This is a genomic window from Neobacillus sp. NPDC058068 (genome assembly GCF_042885335.1).
GTDB lineage: Bacteria > Bacillota > Bacilli > Bacillales > Cytobacillaceae > Neobacillus.
In genome coordinates this window covers 1-12453 of sequence record NZ_JBHVSI010000044.1, presented here as the reverse complement: position 1 = coordinate 12453, position 12453 = coordinate 1, and the positions used below count along the sequence as shown (strand labels likewise).

Sequence of the window (12453 nt, the reverse complement as noted above, 5' to 3'; positions counted from 1 at the left end):
ACTCCTGCGGGAGCAGCGGGACAGGTGAGACCCCGCAGGCGCTTTAGCGCCGAGGAGGCTCACCGCCCGCCCCGCGGAAAGTGAAGCGCCTGGAACGGAAGTCAACATTCACTTTTATCACAGCCTAATTTATTAAATAGGGGGTTCTCAAAACTTGAGAAAACCATTACAATAGTTAAAACTGAATATTCAATCCATTTTCCAAGGAGGGCATTCGCAAATTGAAAATTATGAGTAACGAGCAGTTGGTTGTTTCGTATCGGGATGCATTAAAGACTGGAAAGGAAAAGGAATGGATAAAGATTTTAAAGGATGAGATCAGGCGCCGCGGTTTATGGCCAATCAAGATTCGTTAGTCATTTATACATGGAAAAACCGCTGAATAGAGTTTCAGCGGCTTTTTTAAAACTTAGATCGTTTTATCCCTCAAGAAGTAAATTCTCCGGATCTTCCAGCAATTCTTTTATTTTACTTAGGAAGCTGACGGCACCCTTCCCATCTACAATCCGATGGTCATAGGAAAGAGCCACATACATCATTGGCCGATTTTCCATTTTCTCTTTATCAATCGCCACAGGCCGCAGTTGAATTTTATGCATTCCGAGGATACCGACCTGTGGACCGTTTAGGATTGGCGTAGAAAGTAGAGACCCAAACACACCGCCATTTGTAATCGTAAACGTTCCACCCTGTAAATCCTTTATTGCTAATTTGTTGTTTCTCGCCTTTTCGGCAAGCTCCATAATATCCATTTCAATTTCAGCAAAAGATTTACGGTCAGCATCTCTAACAACAGGTACGACAAGTCCTTCCTCAGCCGCTACAGCAATCCCAATATCATAAAACTTTTTAACCAGCAGTTGATCTCCCTGAATTTCAGCATTAATATAAGGGAATTTCTTTAAGGCGGCTACGACCGCTTTCGTGAAAAAGGACATAAAACCGAGCCTGACATCATGCTCCTCGAAGAATTTGTCTTTTCTTCGTTTCCTCAAGTCCATTACAGCCGTCATATCAATTTCATTAAATGTCGTCAGCATCGCCGCCGTTTGCTGAACCTCTACCAGCCGTTTCGCAATGGTTTGCCGGCGTCTTGACATCCGTTCATAGATGATTGGTTTTTCACTATCTAGGACGCCTTCTCCTTTTGGTTCCACCTTCGGCACGCCCTGATTGTTTGGATTCGGATTCGGCTGATAAGAACTTACATCCTGTTTTCTAATTCTTCCTAGTGGATCCGCTGTCTTAATTTCATTTAAATCAATCCCCTTTTCCCTTGCAAGCCGTCGTGCCGCCGGAGAAGCGATTGGAGGCAATGTTTTATTTCCCCTATTTTCTGCCGGCTGATTCTCTGAATCGGCATTTGTACCAGCATTATTTGACGAAGATTGCATATTTTCATTTTTTGTTGATTCTGCCTGTTTAGTTTGCGGGGCAGTCAGAGCACTTTCATCCACTGTGGCAATTGCCTCACCCACTTTGACTGTATCGCCTTCTGTAAATTTCTGTTCAGTAAGAATACCGGAAAATTCCGATATAATTTCTACATTTACTTTATCGGTTTCCAGTTCTACTAGATAATCACCTTGCTCGACATGTTCCCCGACATTCTTTAACCATTTCGCAATCGTTCCTTCTGAAATCGATTCTGCTAATTCTGGCACTACTATATCAGCCATAATTAATTACCCCCTTCTTCAACTTCAACCCTCGTTAATGCCAATTGAAGAATTTTTGATTGAGCTAGTTTATGAACATTTGGATCACCTTCAGCAGGGCTTGAACGGCGTCGTCGTCCAATATAATCAACCTTTATACCATTGGAAACTATTTCACGTATTCGTGGTTCAACAAAATTCCAAGCACCCATATTCTTTGGTTCTTCCTGTACCCACAGCACCTCTTTTAGATTGTTAAATTTAGATAATATCGTCGTTAATTCTTCTGTTGGGAATGGATAAATTTCTTCCAGTCTAATGACCTGCAGCCAGTCAGATCCTTTATCCTCCTTCAATTGTTCCGCAATATCAATCGCTATTTTCCCAGAACAAAGAACTGCCCTCTCTACATTCTCATCTTCCCTTGAAGAGGTGAAATGTTCAATCACCGGTTTAAATTCTCCCTCACTTAGATCACTTGCTGAAGAAGATACAAGTGGATTCCGCAATAGGCTCTTTGGCGCCATAATCACAAGCGGCCTTATCTCTTCCCTCGTAAGCATCGCGGCTTGACGCCTGAGGAGATGAAAGTATTGGGCTGCACTAGTAAGGTTTACAACCGTCCAGTTTTTTTCAGCTGCTGATTGTAAAAATCTCTCCAGCCTTGCACTTGAATGTTCTGGACCTTGTCCTTCGTATCCATGAGGCAGGAGCAGGACAATCCCTGATTTTTGTCCCCATTTGGCTCTGCCGGCAGCAATAAACTGGTCAAACATAACCTGTGCCGCATTAGCAAAATCACCATATTGTGCCTCCCAAATCACTAATGTTTCCGGAGAAAAGACATGATATCCATAGTCGAATCCAACTACTGCTGCTTCTGTTAACGGGCTGTTATAGACCGCAAACGATGCCTTAGCATCCGAAAAATGATGCAAGGGCACGAAAGTTCCTCCCGTTTTGCTATCATGAAGGACAAGATTTCTTTGTGCAAATGTCCCCCGTTCGCTGTCCTGCCCTGATATCCGAATCGGGGTGCCATCAGCTAATATCGTTGCAAAGGCAAGCGTCTCTGCCAATGCCCAATCCACTTTACCTGTTTCATCTAGCATAGCGGCCCGTCTGTTTAAAATTTTTTCAAGCTTATTAAACACATTAAAATCTTTTGGCCATTGAAGTAATTCGCTGTTTATCCTTTTTAACATTTCTAAAGGAACCTCGGTTGTTATTAATGCCTGTTCCTTATTGAAATTAGGAGGTTCCGGAATCTTTAACTCTTCCTCTTCCTTTTTCTTTAGCATTGTAACTTTACTATTGGCTGCCTCTAGTTTTTGAAGGATCTCGTTATGAATATCCGTAAGCTGTTCCTCAGTGACAACTCCCTCCTGTTTTAAGCTTGTGGAATATATTTCTTTTACAGTTGGATGCTTGTGAATAAGAGTATACATTTGCGGGCTCGTTGTCATCGGCTCATCCATCTCATTATGGCCAAATCTGCGATAGCCCACTAAGTCAATGAGAAAATCCTTATGAAAAACGGACCGATATTCGCCCGCTAACATGGCGGCAGCAATACATGCCTCTGGATCGTCGGCATTTACATGAAGAATAGGAATCTCATATCCTTTTGCAAGATCACTTGCATAACGAGTTGAACGGGCATCCCTAGATTCCGTCGTAAAGCCAATCGTGTTATTAGCAATAATATGGATAGTCCCACCCGTACGATAGCCGCTAAGCCTGCTTAAGTTTAACGTCTCAGCGACGATGCCCTCGCCTGGGAATGCCGCATCTCCATGGATTAATATCGACAGTGCTGATTTGAAATTTTCAATTGGATAGCCAGATTTCTTCCGATCATCCTGTGCAGCACGCGAAAATCCTTCTACAACTGCTCCCACAAATTCAAGGTGGCTGGGATTATTAGCAAGGGTTACCTTAACCCTTCCTGAATGGTCAGCGGTGAGCTGGCGATTCAATCCCAAGTGATACTTTACATCCCCTGTCCAGCCAAAGTTAATTCCAATCGACCCTTCCGATGGGACAAGTTCTTTATTGGGTGCATGCTGAAATTCTGCAAAAATCATTTCATACGGTTTTCCTAGTACATGTGCCAAAACATTTAATCTGCCTCTGTGTGCCATCGCGATGTTTATATATTCCGCTCCATCCAGAACGGCCCCCGAAATAATTTCATCAATGAGCGGAACCATTATATCTAGTCCCTCAATCGAAAATCGCTTTTGGCCAACAAAGGTTTTATGAAGGTACTTTTCAAACTCTTCCACTTCAAATAGCCTTTTTAAGATTGTAAGCTTTTTGTCCTTTGATAAAGGTAATTGAAATTGCCTGCCTTCAATTCTTTCTAACAACCAATTTTTCTCCTTCACATCATGGACATGATCAAATTCATAGGCAATTGATTTTGTATAGATATCCTTTAAAGAGTTATAGGCTTCAAGTGCTGTTCGCAGGGCTGACAGCCCCTTCCTAGCAAAAATCGCAGCAGGCAGCTGCTTTAAATCCTCCTCACTTAGTCCATAGCCTTCAAACTCAAGATGACTTATATCAGGTTGATGATTTTCTAATGGATAAATATTTGCAGCAAGATGCCCATAGGTACGAATATTTTCAGCAAGCTTTGTTGCTGCGATTATTTTTTCGTACTGGACAGGACTTGTTTCTAAACTAGCTGGAACATTCGGGACCAACGTGGAAAAATCAGCCTCATTCATCCCCTCAAAGAATAAACCTATTTCATGTTCAACTGAAGATGGATCCTGTTTATACCTTTCAAATTGATCAATCAAATAGCCAAGATTTGGACCAAAAAATTCTTCTAATAGCACTTTTTTATCTGCATTAGGCCCGGTCATTCATCAATCCCTCCTTAGTCCATATGTATCTTCACAACACCTTTACTACTACTATCATTTCATAATTATGTAATGAATATTGTTTAGTGTGTGCTAATTAGGAACAAAAAAATGTTTAATAAACAATTAATTTTCCAATCTAAGCACCATTTTAAGTGTATACCCCAAAACAAAAAAAACACACGCTTCCAATACGTGTGCTTCCATAAATTATTAATCTTGACTGTCATTAATTTAGTGCTTTAGGAACTGCTCCGCGCGTTAACTCTTCTAGTTTAGCTGCAATTTTTTGGGCTGCATCAATCGGGTTATCAGAAAAAACATCAAAAAAATCTTCTTCGTACTCCTGTCTGGCATGATCGTAACGCGGGTCATAATAGGATTCAAGTAAAATCTGAATCATGACAGGAAAATTCCGGTCATTTAGTGCTTCTTTAAGGATTTTCCTAACTTCAGCATCTTTTATACGTTTCAATACCTTTTCAATTCCCACGGAGATTTTATCGTAATACCATGGTTCCTGTTCATAAGGTATCACATATTCAGAAACAAGATGTCTAACCCGTTGTTCAAGTGGTGTATGGATATAGATATTTGTACCTTTAAACTTACTATTCATTAATTCCTCTGACTGAACGGCTTTTCCAATCCGTTTACTTTCAGCCTCGACAAGAAAATATTCTGAGCCTTGAATGTCCTGAAGTCCTTTAAATAAAAGGGAATCAAATGTTTTTTGGTTGTGCCCTTCGCTAAGTCCAATCGTTCCGAAAATCGATCCCCGATGGCCGGCCATTTCCTCAAGGTCTAGGATTGGATAGCCCTTCTTTTTCAATTGCTTTAACACCTCAGTCTTACCAACACCGGTCAACCCATGGAGGACGATTGCTTTGTCCGGAAGCATCGTTGGTAATTGCTCGAGGATATAGTTCCGGTATGCTTTATAACCACCGATTAAACGCCATGCGTAAATACCAGAAAATTCTAAAAAAGTTATCACCGCTTTACTGCGCATCCCTCCGCGCCAACAATGAACTACAAGCTCCCCACTTGTTTGATAAGCTTTAATTGTCCGCATTAATTCGGGGATTTTGGGTGATACAAGCTCCATAGCACGCCATTTTGCTGCTGCTTGGCCTTGCTGCTTATATATCGTTCCGATTTCTTGCCGTTCTTCATCTGAAAAGATTGGAATATTAATTGCTCCCGGAATTGCACCATCCTTAAACTCAATGGGAGAGCGTATATCAATGATTCTTGGTTCCTTTATTGTAAAAAGTTCATCAACAGTTATTTCCTTCATATTAAACTACGCTCCTCGAAATACTATAAACACATTATATAGGAGATACCCATAGCCTTCAAGGAGTTGAAACCCTCCCACCCCATGGATGGGAGGAGACTGTTGCTTTACACGATCTTTGCTCCTTGCTTGAATACCGCCATCAATTTCTCCATTTCATGGAGATCGTCCCTTTCAAATAATTCGACGATTTTACTGCCGACAACAACACCATCGCAATTTTTGGTCAATTCTTTTATTTGCTCTTCGTTGGAAATTCCGAAGCCGGCTAAAACTGGAATTGGACTTAGCTTTTTTACGGCTTTCAAAAATTCATTTAAGTCATTGTCGAACAAATTTCTCGTTCCCGTTATCCCTTTTACGGTAACCGCGTATAAAAAACCTTTTCCTCGGCCAGCAATCTCATTTATTCTTTCAAGTGGCGATGCAGGTGTAACAAGGCGGATTAATTCCACTTGCGCATCAGCAAGCTGCGGTGCAATAATATCCTCTTCTTCAAGCGGCATATCTGGAATAATACAACCGTCCACCCCTGCTGTTTGAATATCCCGGGCGAAGGCATCAATCCCGTAAGCATAAATGGGATTAAGATAGGTCATCAGGATAATTGGGATCGTAACGACCTCACGTGCTTTTGCTAGTTCAGTTATGATTCCTTTTAATGTTGTTTTATTTTTTAGCGCCCTAATCCCCGCGCTTTGAATGGTTGGCCCGTCAGCAACCGGATCCGAAAATGGAACTCCAACTTCAATAGCAGCCGCACCGAATTTTTCGAGGAGCACCAATCGTTCTACTAAACATTCTAAACCGCCATCCCCCGCCATCATGTAGGGAACAAAGGCTTTCCCATTATATTCGTTTAGCAATTTAAATGATTGTTCCAATCGGTTCATTTTCCTTCTCCCCCTTTTAGCCTTGCCTTTACTGCCTCAACATCTTTATCACCGCGCCCTGACAAGCAAACAACGATATTTTGAGATTCTTTCATTTCAGATGCCAGTTTCACGGCAAAAGCGATGGCATGTGCACTTTCAAGCGCTGGGATAATTCCTTCCAGCTTTGATAACAGCTGAAAGGATTCAAGTGCTTCTTCATCTGTAATCGAGAAGTATTTAGCTCTGCCGACTTCTTTTAAATGGCTATGTTCAGGACCAACCCCTGGATAATCTAGACCGGCTGAAATCGAATGGGCTTCTTGAATTTGCCCATCATCATTTTGGAGCAAATACATTAGTGCGCCATGTAAAACGCCCGGTTTTCCTTTTGTCAGCGAAGCAGCATGATAATCCGTTTCGATGCCCTGTCCGGCAGCCTCTACACCATATAAACTGACGTCCTCATCCTCAATAAATGGATAGAACATTCCCATCGCATTGCTACCGCCTCCGATACAAGCCACGACTGCGTCTGGAAGGCTGTTATTGCGGACTTGAAATTGCTCTTTTGTTTCCTTGCCAATCACACTTTGAAAATCCCTAACCATTGTCGGAAATGGATGTGGACCCATAACAGAACCCAATAAATAGTGGGTATCATCCACATTAGCGACCCAGTATCTGAGCGCTTCATTTACTGCATCTTTTAAAGTAGCACTTCCAGAGGTAACACTGACAACCTTAGCACCGAGCAATTCCATCCGGAAAACATTAAGGGCTTGGCGTTTGATGTCTTCCTCGCCCATAAAAATGATGCAATCGAGGTTTAAAAGCGCACAAACAGTTGCAGTGGCAACCCCATGCTGGCCGGCTCCAGTTTCGGCAACAATCTTTTTTTTCCCCATTCGAACAGCCAGTAGCGCTTGCCCAATTGCATTGTTGATTTTATGGGCACCCGTATGGTTTAAATCTTCTCTTTTGAGGTATATATTTGCTCCCCCGGCATGCCTGCTAAGATTTTCAGCAAAATATAAAGGCGTTTCCCTGCCGACATATTCTTTTAATAATCGATCGATTTCAGCATGAAAGCTTGCGTCCTTTTTAGCGTTGTCATAGGCCTGCTCTAATTCCAAAACTGCCTTCATCAATGTTTCAGGTACAAATCTTCCGCCGAAAATCCCAAAATGGCCTTTTTCATTTGGTAATGTATATGTTATCATCCCTGCTCCCCCATTTCTAAATGGCACCCTTTGCCGTTTCAATAAATTCTTTAATCTTTCTTAAATCCTTTACCCCATTGGTTTCGACTCCTGAACTTACATCCACCATATATGGTCTAATTGTCTTTATCGCTGCTTCGACATTATCATCATGCAATCCTCCTGCAAGGATTACTTTTTTTCCATTGATTATTGTTGGGTTCACTTCACTCCAAGCAAACGCCGTCCCGTTTCCGCCTCTGTATTTTCCTTTTGGACCGTCAAGGAGCAGATACTCACATGGATATTGAAAATAACCTGCTAACTCTTCGTTACTATGAAAGCTAATCGCTTTTATTACTGGTAATGATAAAGACGAACTGAAAACCGCTGTTTCGTCACCGTGTAATTGGATATGGGTCAGACCGGCAATTGCAGCAATCCTTTCGATTTCGTCTTTTGTTTCGTTAACAAAGACACCTACCTTGATGACTTCCTTAGGTAACTGTGAAATAATTTCTCCAGCTATTTCCGGCAATATCTTGCGTTTACTTTCCGCAAACACAAACCCGAGGGCGTCGGCACCGTAATCTATTGCAACTCTTGCTGTATTAACATCCATTATTCCACAAATCTTCACCCTCATTGTCTTATCTCCTCACTAATCGGAATACGAAAATCGCTAAAAGTTTGTTTTACATCTAGGCTCCTCATTAAGGCTTCACCGACTAAAATCCCGTTTGAACCGGCATTTCTTACTCTTTTAACATCCTCTTGAACATGAATGCCACTTTCACTAATCAAATAAGCTCCAGAATTCTTTACCATGGCGGCCAATTTTTCTGTTACTTCAAGTGACACTTCAAAGGTTTTCAAGTCGCGATTATTAATGCCAATCAGCTCAGCACCCATTCTGATTGCCCTTTCTAACTCGTTTTGATTATGGACTTCCACCAATATTTCCAATCCCAAATCCTTTGCATATTGGTGCAGGTCAATTAATTTTTCGTCCTCTAACGCTGCGACGATTAACAGAACCAAATCAGCACCATGAATAGCAGCCTGATCGATCTGAATGCGATCAATAATAAAGTCTTTGCAAAGGAGCGGCAGTTCCACAGCCTCACGGACCCTCCTTAAATCGGCAAAAGATCCTTTAAAAAAAGTATGATCTGTTAAAACAGATATCGCACTCGCACCAAACTTTTCGTAAGCTGTCGCTTGCTCAGCTGGATTGACATTGTTATTGATGATTCCTTTTGACGGTGATGCCCGTTTGAACTCGGCAATAATCGCTAATTCCTCGGCTTTTCGGAGCATTTTTATAAAAGAACGTCTTTCATAGTGTTGTTTCGGGATGAACTTCTTGTTTTCACGATGAAAATTGATTTCCTGCTTTTTTTGTTCAATAATTTTCTCAAGGATCGTTCCCACTTAGATTGCCTCCCTTTGCACCGCTTGGGATTTTTCAATTAAAGCCGTAAGCTTTTCATATGCTGCCCCTGAATCAATGATGTCCTTAGCTGTTTGAATCCCATCATTAATCGTGTCTGCCTTACCCGCAGTGAAAATTCCGATACCTGCATTGAGTAATACTGTGTCCCGATAAGCGCCTCTTTTTCCTTTTAAAACGTTCACCAATATTTCAGCGTTATCCTTAGCATCGCCGCCTTTAATACAGCTATTTTCATACTGCGGCAGGCCTGCCTCCTCGGGATTGAAGAAATGATTGGTAATCGTTCCATTGTCCAAAATGGCTATATGGTTTTCTCCCTGCAGTGATGCTTCATCCATAAAGCCTGCACCATTAATGATTGTTGCCCGCTTACGTCCCAATTGTTTTAACACCTCAGCAAACACATGGATTAAATCCCTCCGATAAACCCCCAGCAGCTGGTAATCTAATTCAATCGGGTTTGTCAGCGGTCCAATAAAATTAAAAATGGTTGGTATTTTTAGTTGTTTACGAACGGTCATCACCTTTTTTAGTTTCGGATGAACATGTGGTGCAAATAAAAAGGCAATTCCAATATCCTCAAGAACTTCCTCCGTGCATTCAGCAGGCAAATTAAGATTTACACCTAAATGCTCAAGGACATCAGCACTTCCCGTTTTACTTGAAATGCTTCGATTACCATGCTTGGCAACTGGGACGCCGGCTCCTGCAATGACAAAAGCGGAAGTAGTGCTGACATTAAAACTTGATGAACCATCTCCCCCGGTCCCGCAATTATCAAGAACATTCGGGAAATTCTTAATAAATGGGAGTGTATTTGCTTTCAGTGCCCGAACAATACCAACAATCTCGTCGACTGTTTCCCCCTTTGATTTCAATCCCATTAAAAAGGCGGCTATTTCCGACTCAGAAACCTCTTCTCCCAAAATAAAATCAATCGCATCTTTCATTTGATTTTCAGAAAATGACTTTTGTTCAGCTAACTGGAGTAAATAATTCTTCATCTGCTTCCTTCCTTTCTATCGCTTGTAAAAAATTTTTAAGTATTTGTTTTCCTGTCGGAGTCCCAATCGATTCAGGATGGAACTGAAGTCCAAAAACGGGATATTGATTATGCTGAATGGCCATTACTTCTTGGTCGTCAATTGAATGAGCGATACATTCAAGCTCGACAGGCATGGTGCTTTTTTCAATTGCCAATGAATGATAACGCATGACCTCTAATGGTGATATCAAATCATCAAATAGTTTGCTGTCCTTATGAATGATAAAGGAGGTTTTGCCATGCTTAATATTCTGGGCACTTCTAATTTCGGAGCCAAAAGCAGCACCAATCGCCTGATGGCCAAGACAAATTCCCAAAATAGGAAATTGCTGGTAAAAGGACCGAATCAATTCTATGCATATTCCCGCATCCTCGGGTTTTCCAGGCCCCGGCGACAGGATGATTGCTGTTGGGTTTAAATTTTTGATATCATCCATCGTTATCTGATTGTTGCGATAAACAACAACCTTTTCCCCCAATTCTCCTAAGTACTGATAAAGGTTAAATGTAAAAGAATCAAAGTTATCAATTAATAAAATCATCCATGGGACCCTCCAAAAAGCTTTTTAACTTGCTTACGGTTTCCTCATACTCTGACTCGGGATTGGAGTCAAAAACAATTCCTGCTCCCGCTTGAATATAGGCTATCCCTTCTTTCAGTATCATTGTTCGAATCGCTAGGGCAAAATCCATATTTCCGTTTACCGATAAGTAACCTATTGCCCCAGAATAAAGCCCCCGTTTTGACTTTTCTAAGGAATTAATAATTTCCATCGCACTCACCTTTGGGGCACCCGAAACGGTACCGGCGGGAAGGCAGGCAGCAAGTGCATCAATCGCTGTTTTATCAGGCTGAAGACGGCCGCTGATTTCTGAGACAAGATGGATGACGTGGCGGAACTTTTCGACTGCCATGTAGCGCTCAACCTGTACGGAGCCAAATTCACTTACCTTGCCAAGGTCGTTCCTGCCAAGATCAACCAGCATTTTATGCTCGGCAAGCTCTTTCTCGTCCTGTAATAATTCCTTTTCAAGCTGTAAATCTTCCTCGGCTTTTTTCCCTCTTCTTTTTGTACCGGCGATTGGATTTGCGATTACCGTTCTCCCCCTTGTTTTAATTAAACTCTCGGGCGATGAACCGATAACAGTATAGGACTCGAAATCAATATAAAACATATATGGTGTGGGATTATAGGACCGATGCTTTCGATAAAGCGATAAAGCGGAGCCTTGGAATTCTGATTTCATCCTCCTAGAAAGCACCACCTGGAAAATATCACCTGCGACTATATGCTCCTTTGCAGCTGCAACATTTTGAACAAACGCCTCTTTTGTCGTTTCTGAGCTAAATCCTGCCAGCGAAAAAGGGTCCTCTTCAGGAAAATCGTACGGCCGTTTTAGTTCCGCCACCCTTTGGTTTACTTTGTTATCAACACTTTCCAGATTACTTTCGTTTGAAAGCGGAATTCCGAAAATCAACACCTTTTCCTCAAGATGGTCATAAACAATGATTTCCTCATAAAACATTAGGTGGACATCAGGCATATTTAATCCGTTAGGGTACTCTTCCCCGATGATTTCGTACTGTCTGATGATGTCATAGCCTGCATACCCAACCGCTCCGCCAATAAAGGGAATCGGTATATCGTCGCTCTCAATTATCGGCAAAAGGTTTTTTACTATCTCTAAAGGGTTTCCTGTTAACATCTTTTTTTCACCATTTCGATTGATAATTTCGTTAACATCCCCATACGAAATTAGTTCAAACGCGGGATCTGCCCCAATAAAGGAATAGCGGCCAGAATCATTAAATTTATGAGAACTTTCCAATAAAAACTTTTTTTTCCCATTGATTTTCTGCAAAATTGAGATTGGCGTATGGATATCTCCGCGAATTTCTTTTCTTATAAAGCCAGTTTTAAGAGACATTTGTTAACTCCTTTCAAAAAAATAAGGCTGTGTTAAAAGTGAATGTTGATTTCCGTTCCAGGCGCGAGCGGTTCGCGGGGCGGGCGGTGAGCCTCCTCGGCGCTAAAGCGCCTGC

At 41.7% G+C, this 12453-nt stretch carries 11 protein-coding genes; 1 reads left to right on the top strand and 10 read right to left on the bottom strand.

The genetic code is table 11. The annotated features are described in order from the left end of the window. The first annotated feature begins 230 nt into the window (after nucleotides 1-230). Complete coding sequence (gene sda / locus ACFVSW_RS27700; RefSeq protein ID WP_387319848.1) at nucleotides 231-356, top strand: sporulation histidine kinase inhibitor Sda; 126 nt, start codon at nucleotides 231-233, stop codon at nucleotides 354-356. A 63-nt stretch (nucleotides 357-419) separates the two neighbouring features. Here the strand turns inward: sda and odhB are convergent, their stop codons facing one another. The 10 genes from odhB to trpE form a co-directional block, all read right to left on the bottom strand. After that, nucleotides 420-1679 (bottom strand): 2-oxoglutarate dehydrogenase complex dihydrolipoyllysine-residue succinyltransferase, encoded by a 1260-nt coding sequence (gene odhB / locus ACFVSW_RS27695; protein ID WP_387319847.1) that lies wholly within the window; start codon nucleotides 1677-1679, stop codon nucleotides 420-422. A 2-nt stretch (nucleotides 1680-1681) separates the two neighbouring features. Continuing rightward, nucleotides 1682-4534 (bottom strand): 2-oxoglutarate dehydrogenase E1 component, encoded by a 2853-nt coding sequence (locus ACFVSW_RS27690; RefSeq protein ID WP_387319846.1) that lies wholly within the window; start codon nucleotides 4532-4534, stop codon nucleotides 1682-1684. Nucleotides 4535-4763: 229 nt separating this feature from the next. After that, entirely contained in the window at nucleotides 4764-5834 is a 1071-nt protein-coding gene (gene mnmH, locus ACFVSW_RS27685) for a tRNA 2-selenouridine(34) synthase MnmH (RefSeq protein ID WP_387319845.1), read from the bottom strand. 107 nt (nucleotides 5835-5941) lie between these two features. Further along, nucleotides 5942-6727, bottom strand: coding sequence for a tryptophan synthase subunit alpha (trpA, locus tag ACFVSW_RS27680; RefSeq protein WP_387319844.1), 786 nt, complete (start codon nucleotides 6725-6727; stop codon nucleotides 5942-5944). Further along, entirely contained in the window at nucleotides 6724-7929 is a 1206-nt protein-coding gene (gene trpB / locus ACFVSW_RS27675) for a tryptophan synthase subunit beta (protein WP_387319843.1), read from the bottom strand. Before trpB ends, trpA begins: the two co-directional genes overlap by 4 nt. A gap of 16 nt (nucleotides 7930-7945) precedes the next feature. Then, nucleotides 7946-8554, bottom strand: a complete 609-nt coding sequence (locus ACFVSW_RS27670) for a phosphoribosylanthranilate isomerase (RefSeq protein WP_387319842.1) — start codon at nucleotides 8552-8554, stop codon at nucleotides 7946-7948. Beyond that, nucleotides 8551-9342 carry an indole-3-glycerol phosphate synthase TrpC gene (trpC, locus tag ACFVSW_RS27665; protein ID WP_387319841.1) on the bottom strand — a complete coding sequence of 264 codons (792 nt, stop codon included), beginning with the start codon at nucleotides 9340-9342 and terminating at the stop codon, nucleotides 8551-8553. Before trpC ends, ACFVSW_RS27670 begins: the two co-directional genes overlap by 4 nt. Next, nucleotides 9343-10368 carry an anthranilate phosphoribosyltransferase gene (gene trpD / locus ACFVSW_RS27660; RefSeq protein WP_387319840.1) on the bottom strand — a complete coding sequence of 342 codons (1026 nt, stop codon included), beginning with the start codon at nucleotides 10366-10368 and terminating at the stop codon, nucleotides 9343-9345. It lies immediately after the preceding gene. Next, nucleotides 10340-10951: an anthranilate synthase component II gene (locus ACFVSW_RS27655; protein ID WP_387319839.1), complete on the bottom strand. Its 612-nt coding sequence runs from the start codon at nucleotides 10949-10951 to the stop codon at nucleotides 10340-10342. The genes trpD and ACFVSW_RS27655 overlap by 29 nt, the downstream gene beginning before the upstream one ends. Further along, entirely contained in the window at nucleotides 10935-12338 is a 1404-nt protein-coding gene (gene trpE / locus ACFVSW_RS27650) for an anthranilate synthase component I (RefSeq protein WP_387319838.1), read from the bottom strand. The genes ACFVSW_RS27655 and trpE overlap by 17 nt, the downstream gene beginning before the upstream one ends. Between the last annotated feature and the right edge of the window lie 115 nt (nucleotides 12339-12453).

Coding starts and splice junctions, on each gene's coding strand:
- odhB (WP_387319847.1), bottom strand. CDS start 1,679: ATGGCTGATATAGTAGTGCCAGAATTAGCAGAATCGATTTCAGAAGGA.
- mnmH (WP_387319845.1), bottom strand. CDS start 5,834: ATGAAGGAAATAACTGTTGATGAACTTTTTACAATAAAGGAACCAAGA.
- trpB (WP_387319843.1), bottom strand. CDS start 7,929: ATGATAACATATACATTACCAAATGAAAAAGGCCATTTTGGGATTTTC.
- trpD (WP_387319840.1), bottom strand. CDS start 10,368: ATGAAGAATTATTTACTCCAGTTAGCTGAACAAAAGTCATTTTCTGAA.
- sda (WP_387319848.1), top strand. CDS start 231: ATGAGTAACGAGCAGTTGGTTGTTTCGTATCGGGATGCATTAAAGACT.
- ACFVSW_RS27670 (WP_387319842.1), bottom strand. CDS start 8,554: ATGAGGGTGAAGATTTGTGGAATAATGGATGTTAATACAGCAAGAGTT.
- trpA (WP_387319844.1), bottom strand. CDS start 6,727: ATGAACCGATTGGAACAATCATTTAAATTGCTAAACGAATATAATGGG.
- ACFVSW_RS27655 (WP_387319839.1), bottom strand. CDS start 10,951: ATGATTTTATTAATTGATAACTTTGATTCTTTTACATTTAACCTTTAT.
- ACFVSW_RS27690 (WP_387319846.1), bottom strand. CDS start 4,534: ATGACCGGGCCTAATGCAGATAAAAAAGTGCTATTAGAAGAATTTTTT.
- trpE (WP_387319838.1), bottom strand. CDS start 12,338: ATGTCTCTTAAAACTGGCTTTATAAGAAAAGAAATTCGCGGAGATATC.